The following is a 23,488-nucleotide window of genomic DNA, read 5'->3' on the forward strand; positions in this document are numbered from 1 at the left end:
GCTACGCTTTGCGTTCAGATTCGATCGGGGGATTGCGGTTGGCCCAGCCTCCGGCCATCAGGGCCACGGAGTACGCCCAGAAGAGGGGGGCAACGCCAATTACCGCACCGAGCGCGCCGAAGGTCAACGGCAGGGACACCTGCGAGCCGTTGATCAGGGCCATCCGCAGGCCCACGGCCTCGGCGGCGCGGCCTGGCGGAGAATGCTGGTGCAGCAGCGAGAGCATGCTCGGCTGGCAGCAGCCCAAGGCCAGACCGAGGATGAAAGACAACACGATCAGGACGTTAACGTCGGTGAACAGCGGGTAAAGCATGAAATCGATGGCTGCTGTCGCCATCGCTACCCGCACCAGCGTCCAGGACCGCACGCGGCGCTGGATGAAGGGCAATATCAGGCGGATAACGAAAGTAGCCGCCGCGAAGGACGCAAGAATGATGCCGATCGTGGTCGCTGACAGGCCGATGGCGACGCCGAAAATGGGCACGACGAACAAATGGGTGTCCCACGCGCCGGACAAAATCGTGTTGACCATCAATATGCGGCGCAATGCCGGCACTTCCAGCAATTCGGTAACGCGCCGCTTTTCGGCCTCTTTTTTGCCTGACAGCTGCGAATCCACTGCCTTCAATTGGTGGCGCAACACATAAAGCCCGCCCGCCGAAATCAGCGGACCCAAGGTCAGCAGGCCGAAGGCCAGGCGCGTGCCCAGATGGTCGATGGCCAGCCCGGCGATCAGCGGGCCCGAGAATCCGGACCCCGCCAGCGCCAGCGACATGAAGGAAAAATTGCGCAGCCGCTGCGCCGGTTCGGCGTGGCCCAGCAGATCCTGCGTGGCGACCTGATGCAACATGAAGCCGATACCGATGCAACAGGAGGCAATCAGCAGGGCGAACTGGGTCTGGGAGATGAAGGGCAGCGCGGTGCCGGAGGCGACCAGGGCCGTGCCGATGACCAGCGGCCGCACGATGCCGACCCGGTCGACCCAGCGGCCGGCGCGCACCGAGAACAGCATGGGCAGTACCGCGAACACCGCAACCAGCGTGCCCACCTTGAAGGTCGACAGCCCCATCTGCAGCGCGGTGAGTGAGACGGTGATCCGTCCCCCTGTGAGCGCCACGTGGTTCATCATGGCCAGGAGGCACAAAAGCACCGCCCCGGAAAACTCTGGGGAACTGGGTGACGAAGAGGGGGATCTATGAGAAGTGGACACGGATACGGCTTAACTGCGTTCATTCTGGCCATATCGTCGCCCTATGTCGAGGCGTGGCTGTTTTGCAGCGCCGCAAACGCATATTGGCGCCAATCGCATGATGGCGGCTATCTAGGGGCGAACTCGCATGCTTATGGCGCAAGATGGCGGCACGTTCGCCGCATCTACGGGCAAGGGCTTTCGCGAGTGACGGACAAAGCGTTGTATCGTTCATGCAACGGAACAATCACGCGGACCTTGACGTTCCGGCCCGCTTTACTGTTTTTCACCGTTTTGCCACAGATCGTCGATGGTTCCGGCGGACGACACGTTTAGGATGAGCAAGCATCGTGGGCAAGGTCGCTTGCCTGGTCCGCAATTCGCAATACCGGCGCCGGCCCGATAGCCGGCGCTACATCCGGCAGGTTCAATGAAAAAGTCCCGCAGCAAGTTCAAGCGCTACTCCCTGATCGCCGTTTTGCTCCTGTTAGCCGTGTTCGGCGTGCGCGCCGCGTTCTTCTCCGCGACGCCGCCGCCCACTTTCGCGGTGGCCGAGGTCACGCGCGCCGATCTTGAAGACAGCGTGCTGGCCAGCGGCACCATCGACGCCATCGAACGCGTCAGCGTCGGCGCCCAGGCCACCGGCCAGCTGAAGTCCCTGAAGGTGGCGCTGGGCGACCGCGTCAAAAAGGGCCAGCTGGTGGCCGAGATCGACGACATGACCCAGCAGAACGAGCTGCGCAACGCCGAGGCCGCCCTGCAGACCCGCCGCGCCGAGCGGGCCGCCAAGGTCGCCACGCTGAAGCAGGCCGAGCTGGCCTTCCGCCGCCAGCGGCAGATGCTGGCGGCCGACGCCAGTTCGCGCGAGGCCTACGAGAGCGCCGAGGCGACGCTGGGCGTGACCCGCGCCGAGATCGCCTCGCTGGACGCGCAGATCGCGCAGGCCGAGATCCAGGTCGACACCGCCCGCGTCAACCTGGGCTACACCCGCATCGTCTCGCCCATCGACGGCATGGTGGTCGCGGTGGTGACCAAGGAAGGCCAGACCGTCAACTCCATCCAGAGCGCGCCCACCATCATCAAAGTGGCTCAGGTCGACACCATGACCATCAAGGCGCAGATCTCGGAAGCCGACGTCACCCGCGTGAAGCCGGGCTTGCCGGTGTACTTCACCATCCTGGGCGAGCCCGACGAGCGCTACCGCGCCCAGCTGCGCGCGGTGGAACCGGCGCCGGATTCGGTGCAGAAGGACGACGCGACGTCTTCCCTGACCGGATCGGCCAGCGGCAGCTCCACCACCGCCGCCGTCTACTACAACGGCCTGTTCGACGTGCCCAACCCGGACGAGAAGCTGCGCATCTCCATGACCGCCCAGGTCTTCATCGTGCTGGGCGAGGCCAAGGACACGGTGGTGGTGCCGGCCTCGGCGCTGGGCAAGCGCGGCCAGGACGGCCGCTACGCCGTGCGCGTGGTCCTGAAGGACAACAAGACCGAAACGCGCCAGGTCAGGATAGGCATGAACAACAACGTCCAGGCGCAGGTGCTGGAAGGGCTGGAGGTGGGCGAGCGCGTCGTGTCGGCGGATGCCGCGCCGGCCGCCGCGCCGGGAGCCTGACATGAGCGGGCCTCTGATCTCGCTTAAGGGCGTGCGCCGCGAGTTTCCCGCGGGCGAGCAGACCATCGCGGTCCTGAAGGACATCAACCTGGCCATCGAGTCCGGCGAGATGGTGGCGATCGTGGGCGCGTCCGGGTCGGGCAAGTCCACGCTCATGAACATCCTGGGCTGCCTGGACCGTCCCACCCGCGGCGAGTATCGGGTCGACGGGCGCAGCACGGGCGAGCTGGACCCGGACGAACTGGCCGAACTGCGCCGCGAGCACTTCGGCTTCATCTTCCAGCGTTACCACCTGCTGTCGGACCTGACCGCGCAGGGCAACGTCGAGGTGCCGGCCGTCTACGCCGGCAAGCGGCGCGAGGCGCGCCTGGCGCGTGCCGACGAACTGCTGCGGCGGCTGGGCCTGGGCGACAGGACCGGGCATCGGCCCGGGCAGCTGTCCGGCGGCCAGCAGCAGCGCGTCAGCATCGCGCGCGCGCTGATGAATGGCGGTGACATCATCCTGGCCGACGAGCCGACCGGCGCGCTGGACACGCACACCGGCCAGGAGGTGCTGCGCATCCTGGAAGAACTGAACGCGGCCGGCCATACCATCATCATCGTCACGCACGACATGAACGTGGCGCGCCACGCCCAGCGCATCATCGAGATCAGCGACGGCGAGATCGTCGCCGACAAGCGCAATCCCGACGCGCCGCGGACCGAGCGCATCAAGGAAGACGCGCCGGCGCTGGCCGCGCGGCCCGTCTGGCAGGCTTACCTGGACCGTTGCCGCGAGGCGCTGCGCATGGCGCTATTGGCCATGAACGCGCACCGGCTGCGCACCTCGCTGACGATGCTGGGCATCATCATCGGCATCGCGGCCGTGGTGTCGGTGGTGGCGCTGGGCGAAGGCTCGCGCCGCAAGATCCTGGACGACATCAGCGAAATCGGCACCAACACGGTGGAGATATTTCCGGGCAAGGACTTCGGCGACGAGAAGGCCGTGAATATCCGCACCCTGGTGCCGGCCGACGCCGACGCCCTGGCGCGCGAGTCCTACGTGGACAGCGTCACGCCGGAGGTCTCGACCAGCAACACGCTGCGCTATCGCAACGTGTCGGTGACCGGCGTGATCCAGGGCGTGGGCGAGCAATATTTCCGCGTGCGCGCCATCAAGCTGGCCCAGGGCAAGTTCTTCGACGAAACCAGTGTGTTGCGGCGCGCGCAGGAAGTGGTGATCGATGACGCCACCCGGCGCAAGCTGTTCGGTTCGCATACCGAGCCCATCGGGCAAGTGGTATTTCTGGGATCGATGCCGGCGCGCGTCATCGGGGTGACGCAAAAGAAGGAAACCGTCTTCGGCAGCAACGACTCGTTGAACGTCTGGGTTCCCTACACCACGGCGCTGTCGCGCGTGCTGGGCCAGCAGCATCTGAAGAGCATCACGGTGCGCGTCAATGACGCCTCGCCGCCCGCCGCGGCGGAACAGGCCATCGTCCGCGTGCTGACGCGGCGCCACGTGACCAAGGATTTCTTCGTGTTCAACACGGACGCGATCCGCAAGACCATCGAACGCACCACCGCGACCATGACGCTGCTGGTTTCCATGATTGCGCTCATCTCGCTGATGGTGGGCGGCATCGGGGTCATGAACATCATGCTGGTTTCCGTGACCGAGCGTACCCGCGAGATCGGCGTGCGCATGGCGGTGGGGGCGCGGCGCAGCGACATCATGCAGCAGTTCCTGATTGAAGCGGTGCTGGTGTGCCTGATAGGCGGCGCCATCGGCATCGTGCTGTCGCTGGGGCTGGGCGTGCTGGTTTCCAAGGCGACGCGCGGGTCGTTCCAGATGATCTATTCCACGACATCGATGGTGGCGGCGTTCAGCTGCTCGACCTTGATCGGTGTGCTTTTTGGCTATTTGCCGGCGCGCAATGCGGCGCGTCTGGATCCCGTCGAGGCCCTGGCCCGGGAATGAGGAAGATGAAAGCGGTTTCCCTGATTTGCAAACCCGCCGCCCTGGCGTTGCTGCTGGCCCTGGCCGGCTGCGGCAGCGTGCTGCATACGGACTACGAACGGCCGCTGACGTCCACCCCCGCGGCCTGGACCCATGCGCCTGCCGGCGATTTCCAGGCCGGGCCGCTGGCCGATGGCGGCGAGTGGTGGCGCAATTTCAACGACCCGACGCTCAACGGCCTGGTCGACGCCGCGCTGGCGCGCAACAACGACCTGGCCGCCGCCGCGATCCGCGTGCGCCGGGCGCAGTACCAGGCTGGAATCACCGAGGACAAGCTGCTGCCGCAACTGGGCGGCAATGCCGATGTGACGCGCAACCGCAACCTGTACGGCGACCGCGCCATTACCCGGACCAACGCCGTGCAGTTGACCGTCAGCTACGAAGCGGATCTGTGGGGCAAGCTGTCCAGCCAGCGCGACGCGGCGCAATGGGACGCTCTGGCGACCGAGCAGGACCGGCAGAGCGCCGCGCTGTCCCTGGTGGGCACTACCGCCACGCTGTACTGGCAGACCGCCTTCATCAACCAGCGCATCGCCAGCAGCGCCGAGAGCATCGCCTACGCGCGCAAGACGCAGGATCTGGTGCGGGCGCAGTACGCGGCGGGCGGCGCGTCGGCGCTGGAAATGGCCGAGGCCGAACAGACCGTGGCCAGCCAGGAAGCCGCTCATACGCTGCTGGTGCAGCAGCGTGTGGAGTACGCCAACGCGCTGACCATCCTGTTCGACGGCCCGCCGGACCGCATGATGGCCGACCCGGCGCGGTTGCCGGGCTATCCCTTGCCGCAAGCGCGCGCCGGCGTGCCGGCCGACCTGCTGGGCCGCCGTCCCGACCTGCGCGCCGCCGAACTGCGCCTGCGCCAGTCCCTGTCCACCGTCGACGCGACCCGCGCCAGCTTCTATCCGCCATTGACGCTGACCGGCGCCTTGGGAAGCTCGAGTCCATCGCTGTCCGACGTTCTGAAGAACCCGGTAGGCTCGCTGGGGGCGGCGCTGACGCTGCCGTTCCTGCAATGGAACCAGATGCAGCTCAACATCAAGATCTCCAAGGCCGACTACGAAGAGCGTGTGGTGAATTTCCGGCAGGCGCTGTACCAGGCGATGGCGGACGTGGAGAACGCGTTGTCCAATCGCACGCAACTGCGCTTGCAGGCGGAACAGCTGGACGCATCTCTGCGCGCGGCGCGCGAGGCCGAGCGGCTGTACGAAGTGCGCTACCGGGCGGGGGCCGTGCCGCTGAAGGATTGGCTGGATGCGCAGGAGAAGCGGCGGGTGGCTGAGGTTTCGCGGGATGAGAATATGTTGAATCGCTTGGTGAATCAGGTGGCGGTTTATCAGGCGCTCGGTGGGGATGATGCTGAGTCTGCTGGCGGTGCGGCGGCGGGTTCTTAAGGCGCCAGGCTCCGCTTTGGAAACTTGACGTCAGCTGGGGTGACCGGACTTCGTAGGGTTCTCGCGGACGGTGGGGGTGGGCGAAGGTCTTACGATGCTCGCCCCAATAGGCCGCCCGCGCGGCCGTCTTTGGCGTCCCTGCAAGATCTTTCTCTCTTCCTCGTCGGGGAGAAGAACGTCAAGCACACCACCCGTCCCAGCGGCCGGCAAGATTCAATAAGCGGAGCCTGGCGCGGCGGCGGCCGGGGTGGCGCGGGGCGTCGATAAGCCCGAGGGAATCCGAAGGAACCGCCGGAGGCGGTGACGAGGATGACGACGGGGAAGTCCGGAGCGAAGGCTCCGGACCGCAATCGTTGCCCCGCGCCACCCCGGCCGCCGCCGCGCCAGGCGTCTTAAGAACCCAACCATCCGCCTGCAATAAAATACGCCCTCATGAACACCCCCGACCCCACCGCCGACCTCGACCGCCGCTTCGGCAGCCTCTCCCGCCTCTACGGCCCCGAAGCCCCGACCCGCCTGCGCAACGCCCATGTGGCGGTCGCCGGCCTGGGCGGCGTAGGTTCCTGGACCGTCGAGGCCCTGGCGCGCTGCGGGGTAGGGGCGTTGACGCTCATCGACCTGGACCACATTGCCGAATCCAACGTCAACCGCCAGATCCATGCGCTGACCGAGACGCTGGGCCAGTCCAAGGTCGATGCCATGGCCGAACGCGTGCTGGCGATCAATCCGGAGTGCCGGCTGACGCGGGTGGATGATTTCGTTTCGCCCGAGAACGTCGCCCAGGTCCTGCCCGGCCCGTACTCCGTCATCATCGACTGCACCGATCAGGCCGCCGCCAAGATCGCGATGATCCTGCATGCGCGCGAAATCGGCGTGCCCATGCTGTTGTGCGGCGGCGCGGGCGGCAAGACCGATCCGCTGGCCCTGCGCGCCGGCGACCTGTCGGCCGCGGTCAACGACGCGCTGCTGTCCAAGTTGCGCAACAAGCTGCGCCGCGAGCATGGCTTTCCGCGGGCTTCCGACCAGAACGGCAAGGCCTTGAAGCGTGTGCCGAAAATGGGTATCCACGCCCTGTGGTTCGACCAGCCCGCCATCCTGCCCGACGCCTGGACCCGCCCCACCGAAGGCGAGGACGACATGGGCGCCTCTGGAGAAACCCTGGCGCCGCAGGGCCTGTCCTGCGCCGGCTACGGCTCGGTCGTGACCGTCACGGCCGCCATGGGCATGGCGGCGGCGAACGAGGCGCTGCGCCTCGCGGTCTGACAAAGGCGCTACAGCGCCACGAATACCACGCCATCCTCGATCCTGACCGGATAGGTGGCAATGTTCTCGCGCAGCGGCGAACAGAGCGCGCGCCCGTCACGCACGTCGAAGCGCCCCTGATGCAGCGGGCATTCGATCTCATGCCCCATCAGAAAGCCGTCGCACAGCCGCGCATTGCCGTGCGTACAGAGGTTGGCGGTGGCGTAGACCTCGCCGTCCACGCCATACAGCGCGATCTCGCGGCCGCCGGCCTGCACCGCGATGACGTCGTCTTCAGGCACCTCGTCCCGCGCGATGGCCTTGATCCATTGCGTGCTCATTGCTGTCGTTTCCTTGTTCAGATGGGATAGATAAGCGAATTCGGCACCAGCTCGCTGTCGAAGATGCAGAGCCGCGATTCGAATTTGAGCCCGTCCGGACCGAGCCGGACCACATCCAGGTAGCGGCCCACGTTGAATACCGTGGTCAACTGGCTGGGCTTGGTGCGGAACACGGCGTAGTTGGCCTCGGACTCGATGCGGTCGCCCTGCACCGACAGCACGCGCGGCGCGCCCACCACATGGCGCTGGTAGTAGGGGTCGTGGAAGATGGTGTCGGTGGCGCCGTAGATGCGGTCCTTCAGCATGCCGCGGCTTTCGAAGGACATGGTCGCCAGCGGATAGCCGCGCTCGTGGTTCTCGCGCGGCAGCACCTTGTACACGCAGTCTTCCAGGAAGAAATCGGGCCACTTTTCCCATTCCTCAGCGTCCAGCGCGGCGGCGTAGTCGTTGTACAGGCAGGTCAGTTGGTAGTAGAGGTGAAAGTCCAGCATCGTCAGGCCTCCATGACCCGGCGCCAATACGCGTACATGCCGCGGATCAGCGTTTCCGTGACCATGTGGTCGGTGTTTTCGGCGGTCTTGCCGCCCAGTTCCGCCACGCTGCGGTGCCAGGGCTTCTGCTCGAAGCCCGATTGCGAGAACTCGATGACCTCGCCGTCGTCCGCCGACACGAAGCCCGCTGGGCCGAACAGATTGGCCTGGCGCAGCCGGCGGCGCGTCATCTCGGGCGTATCGTCGGCGAAGCCGAAATGCGTCCACACGAAATCGAAGGCGTCGTGGCCCACGGGCTGGATGTGGCGCGTGGACAGCGAGTTCACCTGCTGCTGGATGATGACGCTGGGGAACAGCGTCATCAGCACGGCGGTGGGGCCGTTCCACCAGGGCTCCGGCACGATATCGAGGAAGCGGTCGTCGTTCAGCGACATCTGTTCCTTGAAGCTGGACACGCCGCTGGTCACGCTGCCCTTGCCGCCTTGGCCGCGCGTCGAGATCATGGCGGCGTGGCGCAAGTGCCGGTCCATCTTCAGCTCGGAGCGGTTGTCGGCCCGCCACAGGCCGAAGGTGACGAACCAGGTGTGCAGCAGGCCCGGATGGTAGGGATCCTTGATGTTCTCCTGCATCAGCTTCCAGTTGCCGGGGATGCGCTGGCGGCTGTAGCCGTGGATCACCAGTTTGCGGCCGTCGAAGACGCGGTCGAAGTAGTGCAGGATGTCCGGCCCCAGATAGTCCTCCAGCGGTTCGACATCGTGATCGAACGAGGCGAACACCACGCCGTTGCGGCAGGCCACGGCCAGCTTGGTCAGGCCATGTTCTTCCGGCTTGAAATCGGGCGGCATGCCGCCGTTGACCTTGCCGTCCTGCTTGACGCCGCGGCGGAACGGCACGCCGATCAGGTTGCCCTGCAGGTCGTAGTTCCACTGGTGGTACGGACAGACGAATTCGCTGCGGTTGCCGGAACGTTCGCGGCAGAACTGCACGCCGCGGTGGGCGCACACGTTTTCCACCACGCGCACCTGGCCGTCGTTGTCGCGCAGCAGGATGACGGAGCGTTCGCCCACCGCGGTGCGCTTGAAGTCGCCCGGGTTGGGGATCTCGGCCTCCAGGCCCACGTAGCTCCAGTGCGCGCGGTAGAAGAAGTGCTCCATTTCCCGCTGATGCAGGGCGGCATCGGTATAGACGCCGAAGGGGATGCGGTGGGATCCGTCGTCCTGCCAGCGCGGGGCGAATTGGATGGGCTGCTCGGGGGCGTTCATGATCCGCTCCGGCGACAGGGCGCGGCGGCGGACAGCGTACAGGTACGCATGGCGTGTCTCCTTGGTTCGGCGGACCGCGGGCGCGATCCTGCAGAGCCGGCGCTGCATGGGCGCTGGCGTTTTTCGCATCATCGGGCAGAAAGTGAAATAAATAAATAGAATCTGCTTGATGAGATAAATCACCAAAATCAATATTGGTGGAGGCAGCCCATGAACCTGCAAGACCTGGACCTGAACCTGCTGGTCGTCTTCAATGAACTGCGCAAGCACGGCCGGGTGTCGGCCGTGGCCGAGAGCCTGGGCATTTCGCAGCCCGGCGTCAGCAACGCGCTGGGCCGGTTGCGCAAGCTGTTGGGCGATGAGCTTTTCCTGCGCACCTCGCGCGGCATGGTGCCCACGCCCTACGCGCAGGATTTGGCGCAGCCCATCGCCGCCGCGCTGGAGGCGCTGCACAGCACTCTGAACGCGCGCGCCGCGTTCGACCCCGCGCATAGCGGCCGCGCCTTCGTGATCGGCGTGAACGACGTGGGCGAGACCTATTTCCTGCCGCGGCTGATGCGCGCGCTGGACCGCGCCGCGCCCGGCGTCACGGTGCGCACCGTGCGCACCACCTCGATCGACGTGAAGGACGAGATGGAGCGCGGCCGCATCGACCTGGCCATGGGCTTCCTGCCCGATCTGAAGAGCGGCTTCTTCCAGCGCCTGCTGTTCCGCCAGCCCTATGTGTGCATCTTCCGCCGCGACCATCCGCTGGCGCGCACCGGGGTCTCGGCGCGGCAGTTCCGCGCGGCCGAGCACGTGGCCATCGCCTCGGAAGGCACGGGCCACGGCGTGGTCGACCAGGTGATCGGGCAGGCCGGCATCCAGCGGCGCCTGCGCCTGACCGTGCCGCACTTCATTGCGGTGGGGCCGGTGCTTGCCGCCACCGACATGATCGCCGTGGTGCCGCAGCGCTTCGCTGACTGCGCCTGCGGTCCGTTCGGCTTGGCGACCGCGCCCTGTCCGGTGAAGATCCCGGAGTCGGTCATCAATGTGTTCTGGCACGCCCGCAACCACCGCGAGCCGGCCAACCAGTGGCTGCGGCAGGTGGTGGTGGACGAGTTCGCGGATTAGGCGTCGCGCAGCGTCACCGGAAACCAGCCGCGCAGCGCATTGGACAGGCGGATTTCCTCGGCCGCGTGCAGGTCGGCCAGGGTCAGGACGCGTTCTGCCACCTTGCCCGTTTCGAGCAGTTCGGCGCGCTGCACGCCGGGCAGGCAGCCGCTGTCCACGGGCGGCGTGTACCAGTCGCCATCCAGGCGCAGATAGACGTTGCTGCGGCTGCCTTCGCAGAGTTCGCCGCGCTCATTCAGGTAGAGCAGATCGAAGATGTGCGGATGCGAGGGCAGCCATTCGATGGTCTTGGTGTACCAGGGGCGGTAGGTGGTCTTGTAGCGCAGCAGCGGTTCGGATGAACGCAGCGCTTCGGGCGCCAGCATGGCTTCCTGCGCGGGGTGCAGGGGCGGCAGCGGCGCGGTCTGGATGTTGCGGCTGCCGTCGCGCGCCACCAGCAGGCGCAGCCGGTGCGGCCCGGGCGTGGCCAGGCCCAGCGCGGTGATCATGATGTCGGCCTCGACGGCCCGGCCGCCCCAGCCGTAGCCCAGGGCCTTGCAGGACGCTTCCAGGCGCTTGAGATGGCGCGCCAGCAGCGGCACGCGTCGTTCGGCATCGACCAGGATGGTCTCGATCAGTTCGGGTTGCATGGGACTCTCCTGGGGTAAAGGTGCGCTGCGGCCGCGCTCTATCCTACTACCGATGGCTGCAGGCGCGCAGGGACGCCGGACATCCGGACTGCGGCCTCAGGCCCGCAGGATCCGGGCCTTCCAGTGGCATTCCTGCCATTCCTCGGCCGGGTCTGAATCGTGCACGATGCCGCCGCCCACGCTATAGACGCCGTGGCCGGCCTGGTCCAGCACCAGGGTGCGGATGGCGACGTTCAGCGAAAAGTCGCCGTCCGGCGCCAGCCAGCCGATGCTGCCGCAATACAGGCCGCGCCGCGCCGTTTCCATCTGGCGGATGCGGCGCATGGCCGCGACCTTGGGGGCGCCGGTGATGGAGCCGCAGGGAAACAGCGCACGCAGCACGTCTTCCAGCGAGGCGTGCGGCGCCAGCGCCGACACCGTGGACGTCATGGTCCAGACGGTGGGATAGCGCTCCAGCGAGAACAGCGCGTCGACCCGCACCGAGCCCGGCTCGGCCAGCCGGCCTAGATCGTTGCGCAGCAGATCCACGATCATCAGGTTCTCGGCGCGGTTCTTTTCGCTGGCCAGGAGCGCCTGGCCCAGCCGTTCGTCCTCGGCCGGATCGGGGTGGCGCGGGGCCGTGCCCTTCATCGGGCGCGTGGTCAGGCGCGGGCCGTCGCGGCGCACGAACAGTTCGGGCGAAAACGACAACACCGTGCGCTCGCCGTCCTCGATGAACGCGCCGTGCGCCACCGGGTTGCGGGCGGCGATGCGCCGGTACAGCGTGGCCGCGTCGCCCTGGAATTGCAGGTCCAGCGGCTGGGTGTAGTTCACCTGATACAGCTCGCCGTCACCGATCAGGCCGCGGATGGCTTCGATCTGGCGTACGTAGTCGGCCTCGGTCATGCGCGGCGCGGGCAGGCTGATGGCGGCGGGGGCAGCGCCTGCGTCCGGTGCGTCCCAGGGCGTTTCCTCCTGCCGGCGTTCGAACGCCAGCGCGGTCAGGCGCGGTTTGCCGTCGTCGCGCGGCGGCGTCCAGGGGCCGGCGGGCGGCGCCATGGCGGCTTCGGGCAACAGCCACTCGCCCAGTTCGTAGTCCAGCAACAGGGCGATCCAGCGCCCCTGCCGCCGCTGCGCTTCGATGGCGGCGAGCGCGGGGACGACCTCGGCGGCGGAGCGCGCCTCGATCCGCGAGCACAAGCCCTCGAACCGCAGCGCGCGGCCGGCCAGCCGGTCTTCAAAACGACATTCCATGCTGCCTACTGCTGTTGATGTGCCAGGAATTCCTTCAGGACCCGTCCGGTATGGGAATGGTCGCTCAGGGTCATGACGTGTTCGGGCGAGCCTTCGCCCACCAGCTTGCCGCCGCCCGTGCCGCCTTCGGGGCCCAGGTCCAGCAGCCAGTCGGCTTCGGCGATCACGTCCAGGTTGTGCTCGATCACCACCACCGTATTGCCGGCTTCCACCAGGCGGTGCAGCACGTGGATCAGCTTTTCCACGTCGGCCATCGACAGGCCCACGGTGGGTTCGTCCAGCACGTACAGCGTATGCGGAATGCGCGAGGCGCGGCCGGTCTTGATCAGGCCGTCGGTGAGGCGGGCCTTGGACAGCTCGGTCACCAGCTTGATGCGCTGCGCTTCGCCGCCCGACAGCGTGGGCGAAGGTTGTCCCAGCGTCAGATAGCCCAGGCCCACGTCCTGCATCAGCTGCAGCGGGCGGTGGATCTTGGGGTGCGCGGCGAAGTAGCCGATGGCGTCGTCCACTTCCATGGCCAGCAGTTCGCCGGCGTTCTTGCCGCGCATCTGCACGCTCAGCGTGTCGTTGTTGAAGCGCGCGCCGTTGCAGGCGTCGCAAGGCACCTTCACGTCCGGCAGGAAGTTCATCTCGATGGTGCGCATGCCCTGGCCTTCGCAGATCGGGCAGCGGCCGTCGCCGGTGTTGAACGAGAAGCGCGCCGCGGTCCAGCCGCGCATGCGCGATTCGCGGGTGTCGGCGAACTGCTTGCGCACGTCGTCCCAGAAGCCCACGTAGGTGGCCGGGCAGGAGCGCGGCGTCTTGCCGATGGGCGTCTGGTCTACTTCCAGCACGCGGTCGATGGCTTCCCAACCCTTGATGCTGTCGCAGCCCGCCCAGCCCGGCGCCTTGCCTTGCGACACGGCCTGCATCAGGTTGTCCAGCAGCACTTCGCGCGCCAGGGTGGATTTGCCCGAACCCGACACGCCGGTCACCACGCTCAGGCGGCCCACCGGAATCTTCGCGTCGACGCTGCGCAGGTTGTGCAGGCGCGCGCCCTTGATTTCGATCATGGGCGTATCGGCCTCGACCGGGCGGCGGCCTTGCAACGGGTGCTGCAAGGGTTTGGCCAGATAGCGGCCGGTGACCGATTCGGGCGCTTCGATCAGGTCCTGCGCGCTGCCCTGGGCCACCACGCGGCCGCCGCGGATGCCCGCGCCCGGTCCGATGTCGATGATGTGCGAGGCGCGGCGGATGGTGTCGTCGTCGTGTTCCACCACCACCAGCGTGTTGCCGTTGCCTTCCAGGCGCGCCAGCGCGTCCAGCAGGATGCGGTTGTCGCGCGGGTGCAGGCCGATGGTCGGTTCGTCCAGCACGTAGCAGACGCCCTGCAGGTTGGAACCCAGCTGCGCGGCCAGGCGGATGCGCTGCGCTTCGCCGCCGGACAGCGTGGGCGCGGCCCGGTCCAGCGCCAGGTAGTTCAGCCCGACTTCCTGCATGAAGTTCAGGCGTCCGCGGATTTCCGTAAGGATGTCGCGGGCGATCTCGCCTTCGCGGCCGCGCGCCACCAGCCCGGTGAAGAAGGTATGCGCGTCCGACACCGGCAGCGAGGCGAGTTCGGCGATGGACTTGTCGCGCCAGCGCACGGCGCGGGCCACGCGGTTCAGGCGCTGTCCGTCGCATTGCGTGCAGGGCTTGGCCTCGCCTTCGTACCAGGCGTTCCAGGCGGTTTCCTCGCCGGTCTGCTCTTCGTCGAAGCCTTGCAGCTGCAGGCCGGTGCCGTAGCAGCCGGTGCACCAGCCGTGCTTGGAGTTGTACGAGAACAGGCGCGGATCCGGTTCGGGGAAGCTGGTGCCGCAAGACGGGCAGGCGCGCTTGACCGAGAAGTGCTGCTGCTGCAGGTCGCTGTCCAGCGCCTCGTGCAGCTTGTTCACGGGCCACACCACGGACATCACGCCCTGGCCGTTTTCCAGCGCGTTCTTGACCGCGGCGCGCAGCTCGGCTTCATTGGCCGGGTCCACCACCACGTCCGCGATCGGCAGCTCGATGGTGTGTTCCTTGTAGCGGTCCAGCCGCGGCCACGGGGCCACGGGAATGAACTCGCCGTCCACGCGCAGGTGCGAATGGCCCTTGGAGCCGGCCCATTTGGCCAGGTCCGTGTAATAGCCCTTGCGGGCGGTGACCAGCGGCGCCAGCAGGCCGATGTGCTCGCCCTTGTGCTCGCGCAGCAGGCGCGCCACGATCTGGTCCGTATTCTGCGGCTCCACCGCGACATTGCAGTCTGGGCAGTATTGCGTGCCCAGCTTGACGTACAGCAGGCGCAGGAAATGGTGGATTTCCGTCATCGTGGCCACGGTGGACTTGCGTCCGCCGCGGCTGGTGCGCTGCTCGATGGCGACCGTGGGCGGGATGCCGAAGATGGCGTCCACGTCCGGCTTGCCGGCTGGCTGCACGATGGCGCGGGCGTAGGCGTTGAGCGATTCCAGATAGCGCCGCTGCCCTTCGTTGAACAGTATGTCGAAGGCCAGCGTGGACTTGCCCGAGCCGGACACGCCGGTGATGACGGTGAACTTGTCGCGCGGGATTTCCACGCTGACGTTCTTCAGGTTGTGTTCGCGCGCGTTGCGGATTTCGATCGCCATATTGGCCTGGCGCCGCTCGCGCATCAGCGACTGCAACGGGCGGCCCACGTCTGCGCCGTAGGCTTCGCCGGGCTCGGCGATGCGGGCGGTCAGTCCGGCCTGCTCGACTTCCTGCGCGTCGGCGTCGGTGCTTACGACCACGTCTGCCGGCAGGATGCTGACTTCGTAGTCGCGCAGGGCGGCGCCCGTGTGCGATTTGGGGTTGTCCATCAGGTCCTGCGGCGTGCCGGTGCCGATGACCAGGCCGCCGGCGTCGCCGCCTTCGGGGCCCAGGTCGATCAGCCAGTCGGCCGCGCGGATCACGTCCAGGTTGTGCTCGATCACCAGCAGCGTGTGGCCGGCGGCCAGCAGCTTGCGGAACGCGCGCATCAGCCGCGCCACGTCGTCGAAGTGCAGGCCGGTGGTGGGTTCGTCGAACAGGAACAGGCTGCCCTTCTTGGCGACCTTGGCGGTGGAGATGCCGCTGCGCGCGGCTTCGGCCAGGTGGCCGGCCAGCTTCAGGCGCTGCGCCTCGCCGCCCGACAGAGTGGGCACGGGCTGGCCCAGCCGCACGTATTCCAGGCCTACGTCGGCCAGCGGCGCCAGGCCCGTCTGCACGTCGCGCAGGCCCTTGAAGAAGTCCAGCGCCTCGCTGACCGTCATCTCCAGCACTTCGTCGATGGACGCGCTCTTGCCCAGGTGTTCGACGCGCACTTCCAGCACTTCGGGGCGGAAGCGCTTGCCGTCGCAATCCGGGCAGCGCAGGTAGACGTCGGACAGGAACTGCATTTCCACGTGTTCGAAGCCGGTGCCGCCGCAAGTGGGGCAGCGGCCGTCGCCGCCGTTGAAGCTGAAGGTGCCGGCCGTGTAGGCGCGCTCGCGCGCCAGCGGCGCTTGCGCGAACAGCTTGCGGATCGCGTCGAACGCGCCCACGTAGCTGGCCGGGTTGGAGCGCGCCGTCTTGCCGATGGGGGTCTGGTCCACCATGACCACATCGGCGATCTGTTCGGCGCCCAGCAGGCGTTCGAAGGCGCCGGGCGCTTCCGAGGGCTTGCCCTTCTGCTTGAGCAGGGCGGGGTAGAGCACGTCCTGTACCAGCGTGGACTTGCCGGAGCCGGATACGCCTGTCACGCAGACCAGGCGGCCCAGCGGCAGTTCGACGGAGACGTTCTTCAGATTGTGCGCGCTGACGCCTTCCAGCAGCAGGCGCGGCGTGTTCGCCGCCACCGGCATGGGGCGCGGCGCTTCCACGCGCTGGCGGCCGCCCAGGTAGTCGCCCGTCAGCGTGCGCGCCGCGCGCAATTGGGACGGCGTGCCGTCGAAGACGATCTGGCCGCCGCGTTCGCCGGGGCCGGGACCGATGTCGATGATGCGGTCCGCGGCCACCATGACCTGCGGGTCGTGCTCCACCACCACCAGCGTGTTGCCGGCGTTGCGCAGGCGGTGCATGACTTCGACCACGCGGTGCATGTCGCGCGGGTGCAGGCCGATGGAAGGCTCGTCCAGCACGAAAAGCGTGTTCACCAGCGAGGTGCCCAGCGCCGTGGTCAGGTTGATGCGCTGCACTTCGCCGCCCGACAAGGTGCGGCTCTGGCGGTCCAGCGTCAGGTAGCCCAGGCCCGCGTCGCACAGGAACTTGAGGCGCGCGCGCACTTCTGTCATGAGCAGGTCGGTGGCGGCGTCCAGCGCGCCGGAGAACGACAGCGTGTCGAAGAAGATCCGCACGCGTTCGATCGGCAGCAGCATCACGTCATGGATGGACAGGCCGCCCAGGTTGTCGAGCTGTTCGCGGCTCCAGTTGGCGCTCACCGGCATGAAGCGCTTGTAGCGGCCGTCGTCAGGCGGCAGCACGGTGTCGGCTTCTTCCTTGGTGCCCAGGCGCCAGAGCAGCGCGTCGGGCTTGAGGCGCGCGCCATTGCAGGTGGGGCAGGGCGTGTAGCTGCGGTATTTCGACAGCAGCACGCGCACGTGCATCTTGTAGGCCTTGGTTTCCAGCCAGTCGAAGAAGCGCTGCACGCCGTACCACTGGTGCTTCCAGGCGTCGTTGCCGCCCTTCCAGTCGGGCGTGCCGTAGAGCACCCAGCGCTTGTGTTCTTCGCTCAGCTTCTTCCAGGGTACGCCCAGCGGCACGCCGGCCTTGGGCGCGTACTTCTGCAGCTCGTCCTGGCATTCCTTGTATGAAGGGGTCGTCCAGGGCTTGATGGCGCCTTCCAGCAGGGTCTTGTTTTCGTCCGGGATGACCAGGCCGAAGTCGATGCCGATCACGCGGCCGAAGCCGCGGCAGGCTTCGCAGGCGCCCAGCGGCGAGTTGAACGAAAAGCTGCTGGGCAGCGGATCGGTGTATTCGATGTCGCAGTCGGCGCAGTGCAGGCGGTCGCTGTACTTCCAGATGTGGGCATTGCCGCCCTCGGCGTCCATGACGTACACGGCCAGGTGGCCGGCGCCCATGCGCAACGCCGTGTCCAGCGCTTCCATGATGCGTTCGCGTTCGGTGCCGGCAAAGCGGAAGCGGTCCTGGACCACGTGCAGGATGCGGCGCGATTCGGTGCTGCCTTTTGCTGCCTTGGCTTTCTTGGCACCCTTGGCCGGGGCGGCTGCGCGCGGCGCCGCGTTTTCCTCGGCGTGCACGCGGGTGTAGCCCTGCTGCTCCAGGAAGCCGCGCACTTCCTCTTCGGTGAAGTTGGCGGGAACCGCAATGGGGAAGGTCACCACCAGCCGCGGATCGCCAGCGGCGGCGGCGCGTTCGGCCAGCGAGTGGTAGACGGAATCAGGGGTGTCGCGCCGCACCACCTTGCCGCAGCCGCGGCAATACAGTTTGGCGCCGCGCGCGAACAGCAGCTTCAGGTGGTCGTTCAGTTCCGTCATCGTGCCGACCGTGCTGCGCGAGCTGCGCACCGGATTGGTCTGGTCGATGGCGATGGCGGGCAGGATGCCTTCGATGCGGTCTACCTGCGGCTTGTCCATGCGGTCCAGGAACTGGCGCGCATAGGGCGAGAAGGTTTCCACATAACGCCGCTGCCCCTCGGCGTACAGGGTGTCAAAGGCCAGCGAACTTTTGCCGGACCCCGACACGCCGGTCACGACGACCAGTTCGCCGGTGGCGATGGTCAGGTCCAGGTTCTTGAGATTGTTCTGGCGGGCGCCAACGATGCGAATTTGGGAGCTCATGGACGGTATCGTAGCCTGAGGGGAGAGGCCTGCCCGAGCGACAACCCATCGCTGGTTCCGAGCGCGGCGATATGGAATAATTGACTATATTGTGAGTCACTTGTCCATTATGTGGACAGAACGGACGCTCACTAGCTGTACAAATAAACAGTATCGCAGATTCGTCTGAATTTCGCGCTGTCGGCGTTGCGCATTCTGTAGATTCATTGCTAAAGGCATGCAGCCATTAGCTGGAGACAACATTGCTGGAAACCAAGGTCCCGGGCGCCGCGGCGTTCGCCAAATTCATGACGGTGCTGCAGGCGGTGGCGGATGCGCCCCAGCCGCCCACGGCCGCGTCATTGGCGCGCAGCTGCGGCTATCCCCGGCCCACCGTCTACCGCATCGTCGCGGCGCTGGCCGAACAGGGCATGGTGGCCGAAACCGGCGGCGCCTACCGCCTGGGACCGCGCCTGATGTCGCTGGCCAGCCGGGCCTGGTCGCAGTTCGACCTGCGCGCGGCGCTGGCGCCCGACCTGCAGGCCTTGCGCGATGAAACCGGCGAAACCGTGCACCTGGCCGTGCCTGCAGGGCACGAGATGACCTATATCGACAAGCTGGAAAGCCCCGGTCCGGTGCGCATGGCCTCGCGTGTCGGGGCCAGCGTGGCGCTGCATTCCAGCGCGGTCGGCAAGGCCTATCTGGCGGCGCTGGACCCGGCGTCGCGCGAGCGCCTGCTGCGCGAACTGCCGCTGACGGCCCGCATGCCCGGCACCGTGACCAGCCTGCCCGAACTCCGCGCCGTGCTGGATGCGGCCGCCGCCCGCGGCTACGCCACCGACGACGAGGAAAACGAAGCCGGCATCGTCTGCTATGGCGTGGCCGTGTGCGACGCGGCCGGACGGCCCGTCGCGGGCGTCAGCGTCAGTACCTTGCTGTTCCGGCGCCGCGAAGACCCGCAAGCCGCCTATATCGAACCCTTGCTGCGGCTGCGCGATGCCGCCGCGGCCAAACTCGCCGTCCTGCCGGTATCGCCCGGCGGCGCCTGACCGCCTGCCTCCAAGGAATGCCATGACCGCAACCGCTGCCCCTCTCGCCTCCAAGCTCTCCACCCTGCTGGCCTCCCGGGTCGTCCCCGTGCTGCGCTACACGGACGCCGCCACCGCCGCCTATGCGGCCGAAGTCGCGGTGGCCGCAGGCTGCACCACGCTGGAACTGACCTGGACCATTCCCGGCGTCACCGACCTGCTGCGGGCGCTGCGCGACAAGCACGGCAGCACGCTGCTGCTGGGCGTGGGCACGGTGCTGGACGAGCACCAGGCGCGGGAGGCCTTGGTCGCCGGCGCGGACTTCCTGGTGTCGCCGGCGCTGGCCACCGACATCGTCGACCTGGCGCATGCGGCCGACGCGCTCTGCCTGCTGGGCGCCTTCACGCCCACGGAAGTGTTGGCGGCGCGCCGCGCGGGCGTGGACGTGGTGAAGATCTTCCCCGCGGACACCGGCGGCCCCAAGCACCTGGCCGCGCTCAAGTCGGTGTATCCGGACACCATTTTCTGCCCCACGGGCGGCGTTACCCAGGACAACATGGGCTCGTACTTCGCCGCCGGCGCCGCCATCGTCGGCATCGGCAGCAATCTCTATGACAAGGCGGCCTTCGCTGCCCGCGACACCGCTGCGCTGGTGGCGCAGATCATCCGCACCCGGGAGGCCGCCCATGGCTGATTTCGATATCGTCGCGCTGGGCGAGCCTCTGGTCGAACTGAACCAGACGCACCAGGACCAGCGCCAGTATCTGCAGGGCTTTGGCGGCGACACCTCCAACGCCGTCATCGCAGCCGCGCGGCAGGGCGCAAGCTGCGCCTATCTGACGCGGGTCGGCAACGACGCCTTCGGCCAGCAGTTCCTGGACTTGTGGCGGGCCGAAGGCGTGGATACGTCCGGCGTGCAGGTGGATGAGCAGGCCCACACCGGCTTGTACTTCGTGCAGCATGGCCCGGACGGCCATGCCTTCAGCTATCTGCGCCGCGGCTCGGCCGCCAGCCTGATGACGCCGGCCAGCCTGGATTCGGGCCTGATCGAACGCGCCCGCTACCTGCACGTGTCGGGCATCAGCCTGGCCATCAGCACCAGCGCCTGCGATACCGTGTTCGCCGCCATCGAGCGCGCGCACGCGGCCGGCGTCCAGGTCAGCCTGGACTCGAACTTGCGGTTGCGCCTGTGGCCGGTGGACCGCGCCCGCGCCGTGCTGCGCGAAACCATGCGCACGGCCGACCTGTTCCTGCCCAGCATGGACGATATGCAGCATCTGACCGGCAACGACGATCCGGAACGCACGCTGGACTGGATCCGCGACGCCGGCGCCACCGGCGTGGTGGTGCTGAAGCTGGGCAAGGACGGCTCCATCATCGACGACGGCCAGCGCCGCGTACCCGTGGCCGCCTTGCGCGTGGATGCGGTGGACGCGACCGGGGCGGGCGACTGCTTTGCTGGCAGCCTGCTGGCGCGCCGCTGCCAGGGAGACTCCTGGGAGGATGCCGTGCGTTACGCCAATGCCGCGGCGGCCTTGTCCACGCTGGGCTACGGCGCGGTCGATCCGCTGCCGCGCAAGGAACAGGTGCTGGAGCGGCTGAAGAGCCTTTCCTGCTGATCGCCGGGGGGGCTGGACAGGCGAGGGCGACCGTCCAGGCTGATTGGGCCATGTTCCGTCCCGCATTTGACTGCTCCTGGCGCGAACGTGGCGGAAACGCCGCATTTTCGCGTCATTGGCGCCGTCAGGGCATTTCAGGCTAAAATGCCAAGTTACCCGAATTTTCCGCCAGCCCAGTATCCGGTTGTGCGGGCAACATTTCCGCAAATTCAACAGGAGAATCAACATGGCTGAACGCAAACGCGTGCGTCGCAACACCCTGGAACGCCGTTGCCTGGGCAAGGCTTTCAAGCGCTTGTTCGTCAAGTCGCCCAAGGGCGTTTTCAAGATGCTGGAAAAGATCAAGCGCGTCTAATTGACGTGTCCGGCCGCAGCCCAGGCTCGGCCAGATCAAAAAAAACCCGCTCGGCGCGCCGGCGGGTTTTTTTTCGTCCTGCGCGGACCGGCTTATGCCTGGTCCTGGGGCGGACCGAGCTTGGGCAGAATGAAATCCATGAAGGCGCGGGTCTTGGCCGGCTGGATGCTGGACGGATACACCACGTAGATCGAGATCGGATCCACCGACCACCCTGGCAGCACGCGCTTGAGCGAATTGCGCTTGATGATGGGCTCCAGCGCCAGGCAGTGCGGCATGCGCGTGATCGCCAGGTCCAGGCCTGCCAGGGTGCCCGCGATGCTCATATTGTTGGCCGCCAGGTGGCCGCTGACCGGCACGCGTTCACTGACCGCGCCGCGGCGCAGCGTCCAGTGCGAATGCGCCTCGTCGATGGTGGTGCGCAGGCACTGATGCCGGCTGAGATCCGCCGGCGTCTCGGGCTCGCCGTGGCGTTCCAGGTAGCGGTCGGAGGCATACAGGTAGTTGTCCAGGGAGACCAGCTCCTGCACGACCGCGCCGCCATGCACGCCGCCGTTGCCGTTGATGTCGGCGGCGCTGGCCGCTGCCAGCGGGTAGTCGGCGTTGCTGCCGAAGCGCAGCACGATGTCGAACGGCGTGCCCTGCGCGTCGGAGGCCGTCAGCATGCTCAGGTCGAACTCGCATTCCACTTCCGGATAGCGGTCGGTGAAATCGTTGATGGTTTCTGGCAGCAGCCACATCGCCAGGCTGTAGGGCATGGATACCCGCAGGTTGCCAGAAGGGCCGCCGGACAGGGATTGCAGCTGCTCATGCGCCAACCTGGCTTCGTCGATCAGGCCCTGGCAGCGCCGCATGTAGGCCGCGCCGGCTTCGGTGAGATCCAGGCGGCGCGTGTTGCGGTTGATCAAGCGCAGGCCGATGGCGCGTTCCAGCTCGTTGATGCGGCGCGATAAAGTCGAGGTCGGCATGTTCAGCGCGCGCGCCGCCATGCTGAAGCTTTTGCGCTTGGCAACCTCCACGAACAAGGCGATGTCATTGAGCTGGACGGTCGAAGCTTCCATAGGCATTCCGGTTTTGGCCGCCCGAGTGTACGCCACTAAGGAGTGCGTCCAAGGCAGATAAAGTGCCGAGACGGCCTGTCAACTGTCGTTTTTGTCAGATTTGATTGCAAATTTGAGTCTTACAGGGCCGGAACGCGCGTGCATATCCCCTAAACTTCAGGCGAAAACACCAAAACCAAGACCGCAGCGCTTGCTCGACGCATCGCAAAGGGGCTCAGTGGGCATGACCGACACACCAACTTTTTTCACTGTTTTGACGCCCACCTACAATCGGGCGGGCACGCTGCACCGGGTATATGAATCGCTTTCCCGGCAGACTTTCCGGGATTTCGAATGGGTCGTGGTGGACGACGGTTCCACCGACAACACCCACGAATCCATCCTGGACTGGCAGGCGCGCGCCGATTTTCCGATCCGCTACTTCTGGCAGAACAACCGCCACAAGAAAACCGCCTTCAACCGCGGCGTGCGCGAGGCGCGCGGCGAACTCATCGTCGCCCTGGACAGCGACGACGAAATGCCGTCCGACGCCCTGGCCACGTTCAAGGAGGTCTGGGACGGCATTCCGCCGGCGCGGCGCGAATCCTACGTGGCCGTGACCGGGCTGTGCGCGCGTCCCGATGGCAGTATCGTCGGCGACCGCTATCCGCAGGACGTGTTCGACAGCACGGCGGTGGACGTCTATTTCCGCTATCGCATCAAAGGCGAGAAATTCGGCTGTATGCGCACCGACATCCTCAGGAAGTATCCCTTCCCCGAGGATGTCGCAGGCTTTGTGCCCGAAAGCCTGGTGTGGTGGGCGATTGCGCGGGCGGGTTATCTCAGCCGCTTCATCAACCGTGTGGTGCGGACTTATCACGACACGCCCGGCGCCCTGAGCCAGGGCGCCGTTTCCGTGAGCAACAACGCGCAAGGCCTGTACCTGCTGGCTTGGGACATGCTGCAGCATCACCTGGAATTCTTCCGCTACCGCCCGCGCGAATTCATCATGGCCGCGGCGCGCTACACACGCTTTCGGCTGCATCTGAAGCACTCCGGCGTGCCGACGGCGGTGCAAGCCTACAAGCTGACCAATCCCATGGCGAAGTTCATGGTCGCGGCCCTGTGGCCGCTGGGCTACGCCATGTACCGCCGCGACAGGCGCCGCGGCGTGGCCTGAAGCCTGCCGCGCACGCA

At 66.9% G+C, this 23,488-nt stretch carries 18 protein-coding genes; 10 read left to right on the forward strand and 8 right to left on the reverse strand.

Annotation, left to right across the window (positions count from 1 at the left end; all coding sequences use genetic code 11):
- Window position 1 precedes the first annotated feature (1 nt).
- The gene (locus tag ACZ5YA_RS26955) at window positions 2-1,210 is read right to left on the reverse strand and encodes an MFS transporter (RefSeq protein ID WP_118932384.1); all 1,209 of its coding nucleotides are present in this window, start codon (window positions 1,208-1,210) and stop codon (window positions 2-4) included.
- Window positions 1,211-1,619: 409 nt separating this feature from the next.
- Here ACZ5YA_RS26955 and ACZ5YA_RS26960 point away from each other — a divergent pair, with 409 nt between their 5' ends.
- From ACZ5YA_RS26960 to ACZ5YA_RS26975, 4 genes are all read left to right on the forward strand, one after another.
- Window positions 1,620-2,804: an efflux RND transporter periplasmic adaptor subunit gene (locus ACZ5YA_RS26960; protein ID WP_464091463.1), complete on the forward strand. Its 1,185-nt coding sequence runs from the start codon at window positions 1,620-1,622 to the stop codon at window positions 2,802-2,804.
- A 1-nt stretch (window position 2,805) separates the two neighbouring features.
- The gene (locus ACZ5YA_RS26965) at window positions 2,806-4,764 is read left to right on the forward strand and encodes a MacB family efflux pump subunit (protein WP_251877789.1); all 1,959 of its coding nucleotides are present in this window, start codon (window positions 2,806-2,808) and stop codon (window positions 4,762-4,764) included.
- Between the two features lie 5 nt (window positions 4,765-4,769).
- Window positions 4,770-6,191 carry an efflux transporter outer membrane subunit gene (locus ACZ5YA_RS26970; protein ID WP_464091464.1) on the forward strand — a complete coding sequence of 474 codons (1,422 nt, stop codon included), beginning with the start codon at window positions 4,770-4,772 and terminating at the stop codon, window positions 6,189-6,191.
- A 432-nt stretch (window positions 6,192-6,623) separates the two neighbouring features.
- A complete protein-coding gene (locus tag ACZ5YA_RS26975; protein WP_059371576.1) occupies window positions 6,624-7,454 on the forward strand; it encodes a tRNA threonylcarbamoyladenosine dehydratase in 831 nt (276 codons plus the stop codon).
- 8 nt (window positions 7,455-7,462) lie between these two features.
- Here the strand turns inward: ACZ5YA_RS26975 and ACZ5YA_RS26980 are convergent, their stop codons facing one another.
- Genes ACZ5YA_RS26980 through ACZ5YA_RS26990 form a run of 3 tightly spaced genes read right to left on the reverse strand, consistent with a single transcriptional unit; the run spans window position 7,463 to window position 9,527 of the window.
- Window positions 7,463-7,774 carry a non-heme iron oxygenase ferredoxin subunit gene (locus ACZ5YA_RS26980; protein WP_059371577.1) on the reverse strand — a complete coding sequence of 104 codons (312 nt, stop codon included), beginning with the start codon at window positions 7,772-7,774 and terminating at the stop codon, window positions 7,463-7,465.
- Between the two features lie 17 nt (window positions 7,775-7,791).
- Window positions 7,792-8,265 carry an aromatic-ring-hydroxylating dioxygenase subunit beta gene (locus tag ACZ5YA_RS26985; protein WP_059371578.1) on the reverse strand — a complete coding sequence of 158 codons (474 nt, stop codon included), beginning with the start codon at window positions 8,263-8,265 and terminating at the stop codon, window positions 7,792-7,794.
- Window positions 8,266-8,267: 2 nt separating this feature from the next.
- On the reverse strand, window positions 8,268-9,527 hold the full coding sequence (locus ACZ5YA_RS26990; RefSeq protein WP_464091465.1) for an aromatic ring-hydroxylating dioxygenase subunit alpha: 1,260 nt from the start codon (window positions 9,525-9,527) through the stop codon (window positions 8,268-8,270).
- A 210-nt stretch (window positions 9,528-9,737) separates the two neighbouring features.
- Here ACZ5YA_RS26990 and ACZ5YA_RS26995 point away from each other — a divergent pair, with 210 nt between their 5' ends.
- Window positions 9,738-10,640, forward strand: a complete 903-nt coding sequence (locus tag ACZ5YA_RS26995; protein WP_059371580.1) for a LysR family transcriptional regulator — start codon at window positions 9,738-9,740, stop codon at window positions 10,638-10,640.
- On the opposite strand, the gene ACZ5YA_RS27000 is transcribed toward ACZ5YA_RS26995, so the two are convergent.
- From ACZ5YA_RS27000 to uvrA, 3 genes are all read right to left on the reverse strand, one after another.
- Complete coding sequence (locus tag ACZ5YA_RS27000; RefSeq protein ID WP_059371581.1) at window positions 10,637-11,269, reverse strand: aminotransferase class IV family protein; 633 nt, start codon at window positions 11,267-11,269, stop codon at window positions 10,637-10,639. The two genes, ACZ5YA_RS26995 and ACZ5YA_RS27000, sit on opposite strands and share 4 nt — an antisense overlap.
- A gap of 96 nt (window positions 11,270-11,365) precedes the next feature.
- Window positions 11,366-12,502 carry an aminodeoxychorismate synthase component I gene (locus tag ACZ5YA_RS27005; protein ID WP_464091466.1) on the reverse strand — a complete coding sequence of 379 codons (1,137 nt, stop codon included), beginning with the start codon at window positions 12,500-12,502 and terminating at the stop codon, window positions 11,366-11,368.
- 5 nt (window positions 12,503-12,507) lie between these two features.
- Window positions 12,508-18,270, reverse strand: coding sequence for an excinuclease ABC subunit UvrA (gene uvrA, locus ACZ5YA_RS27010; protein ID WP_464091467.1), 5,763 nt, complete (start codon window positions 18,268-18,270; stop codon window positions 12,508-12,510).
- 242 nt (window positions 18,271-18,512) lie between these two features.
- Between uvrA and ACZ5YA_RS27015 the strand changes: the two genes are divergently transcribed.
- From ACZ5YA_RS27015 to ACZ5YA_RS27030, 4 genes are all read left to right on the forward strand, one after another.
- Window positions 18,513-19,298, forward strand: coding sequence for an IclR family transcriptional regulator (locus ACZ5YA_RS27015; RefSeq protein ID WP_059371584.1), 786 nt, complete (start codon window positions 18,513-18,515; stop codon window positions 19,296-19,298).
- Between the two features lie 22 nt (window positions 19,299-19,320).
- Window positions 19,321-19,971 carry a bifunctional 4-hydroxy-2-oxoglutarate aldolase/2-dehydro-3-deoxy-phosphogluconate aldolase gene (locus ACZ5YA_RS27020; RefSeq protein ID WP_464091468.1) on the forward strand — a complete coding sequence of 217 codons (651 nt, stop codon included), beginning with the start codon at window positions 19,321-19,323 and terminating at the stop codon, window positions 19,969-19,971.
- Window positions 19,964-20,896 (forward strand): sugar kinase, encoded by a 933-nt coding sequence (locus ACZ5YA_RS27025; RefSeq protein WP_118932378.1) that lies wholly within the window; start codon window positions 19,964-19,966, stop codon window positions 20,894-20,896. Before ACZ5YA_RS27020 ends, ACZ5YA_RS27025 begins: the two co-directional genes overlap by 8 nt.
- A gap of 226 nt (window positions 20,897-21,122) precedes the next feature.
- Window positions 21,123-21,251, forward strand: coding sequence for a hypothetical protein (locus ACZ5YA_RS27030; protein ID WP_006226408.1), 129 nt, complete (start codon window positions 21,123-21,125; stop codon window positions 21,249-21,251).
- A gap of 92 nt (window positions 21,252-21,343) precedes the next feature.
- On the opposite strand, the gene ACZ5YA_RS27035 is transcribed toward ACZ5YA_RS27030, so the two are convergent.
- Window positions 21,344-22,312, reverse strand: a complete 969-nt coding sequence (locus ACZ5YA_RS27035) for a LysR family transcriptional regulator (protein ID WP_464091469.1) — start codon at window positions 22,310-22,312, stop codon at window positions 21,344-21,346.
- 223 nt (window positions 22,313-22,535) lie between these two features.
- Here ACZ5YA_RS27035 and ACZ5YA_RS27040 point away from each other — a divergent pair, with 223 nt between their 5' ends.
- Window positions 22,536-23,471 carry a glycosyltransferase family 2 protein gene (locus ACZ5YA_RS27040; protein ID WP_280016754.1) on the forward strand — a complete coding sequence of 312 codons (936 nt, stop codon included), beginning with the start codon at window positions 22,536-22,538 and terminating at the stop codon, window positions 23,469-23,471.
- Window positions 23,472-23,488 lie beyond the last annotated feature (17 nt).

The organism is Achromobacter sp. JCM 18799 (genome assembly GCF_055395645.1).

Excerpts from the sequence above, each read along its gene's own strand:
- ACZ5YA_RS27020 (WP_464091468.1), top strand. The coding sequence starts at position 19,321 with ATGACCGCAACCGCTGCCCCTCTCGCCTCCAAGCTCTCCACCCTGCTG.
- ACZ5YA_RS27025 (WP_118932378.1), top strand. The coding sequence starts at position 19,964 with ATGGCTGATTTCGATATCGTCGCGCTGGGCGAGCCTCTGGTCGAACTG.
- ACZ5YA_RS26995 (WP_059371580.1), top strand. The coding sequence starts at position 9,738 with ATGAACCTGCAAGACCTGGACCTGAACCTGCTGGTCGTCTTCAATGAA.
- ACZ5YA_RS27000 (WP_059371581.1), bottom strand. The coding sequence starts at position 11,269 with ATGCAACCCGAACTGATCGAGACCATCCTGGTCGATGCCGAACGACGC.
- ACZ5YA_RS26980 (WP_059371577.1), bottom strand. The coding sequence starts at position 7,774 with ATGAGCACGCAATGGATCAAGGCCATCGCGCGGGACGAGGTGCCTGAA.
- ACZ5YA_RS27035 (WP_464091469.1), bottom strand. The coding sequence starts at position 22,312 with ATGGAAGCTTCGACCGTCCAGCTCAATGACATCGCCTTGTTCGTGGAG.
- uvrA (WP_464091467.1), bottom strand. The coding sequence starts at position 18,270 with ATGAGCTCCCAAATTCGCATCGTTGGCGCCCGCCAGAACAATCTCAAG.
- ACZ5YA_RS26975 (WP_059371576.1), top strand. The coding sequence starts at position 6,624 with ATGAACACCCCCGACCCCACCGCCGACCTCGACCGCCGCTTCGGCAGC.
- ACZ5YA_RS27005 (WP_464091466.1), bottom strand. The coding sequence starts at position 12,502 with ATGGAATGTCGTTTTGAAGACCGGCTGGCCGGCCGCGCGCTGCGGTTC.
- ACZ5YA_RS26985 (WP_059371578.1), bottom strand. The coding sequence starts at position 8,265 with ATGCTGGACTTTCACCTCTACTACCAACTGACCTGCCTGTACAACGAC.
- ACZ5YA_RS26970 (WP_464091464.1), top strand. The coding sequence starts at position 4,770 with ATGAAAGCGGTTTCCCTGATTTGCAAACCCGCCGCCCTGGCGTTGCTG.
- ACZ5YA_RS26960 (WP_464091463.1), top strand. The coding sequence starts at position 1,620 with ATGAAAAAGTCCCGCAGCAAGTTCAAGCGCTACTCCCTGATCGCCGTT.
- ACZ5YA_RS27030 (WP_006226408.1), top strand. The coding sequence starts at position 21,123 with ATGGCTGAACGCAAACGCGTGCGTCGCAACACCCTGGAACGCCGTTGC.
- ACZ5YA_RS26990 (WP_464091465.1), bottom strand. The coding sequence starts at position 9,527 with ATGAACGCCCCCGAGCAGCCCATCCAATTCGCCCCGCGCTGGCAGGAC.
- ACZ5YA_RS26965 (WP_251877789.1), top strand. The coding sequence starts at position 2,806 with ATGAGCGGGCCTCTGATCTCGCTTAAGGGCGTGCGCCGCGAGTTTCCC.
- ACZ5YA_RS27040 (WP_280016754.1), top strand. The coding sequence starts at position 22,536 with ATGACCGACACACCAACTTTTTTCACTGTTTTGACGCCCACCTACAAT.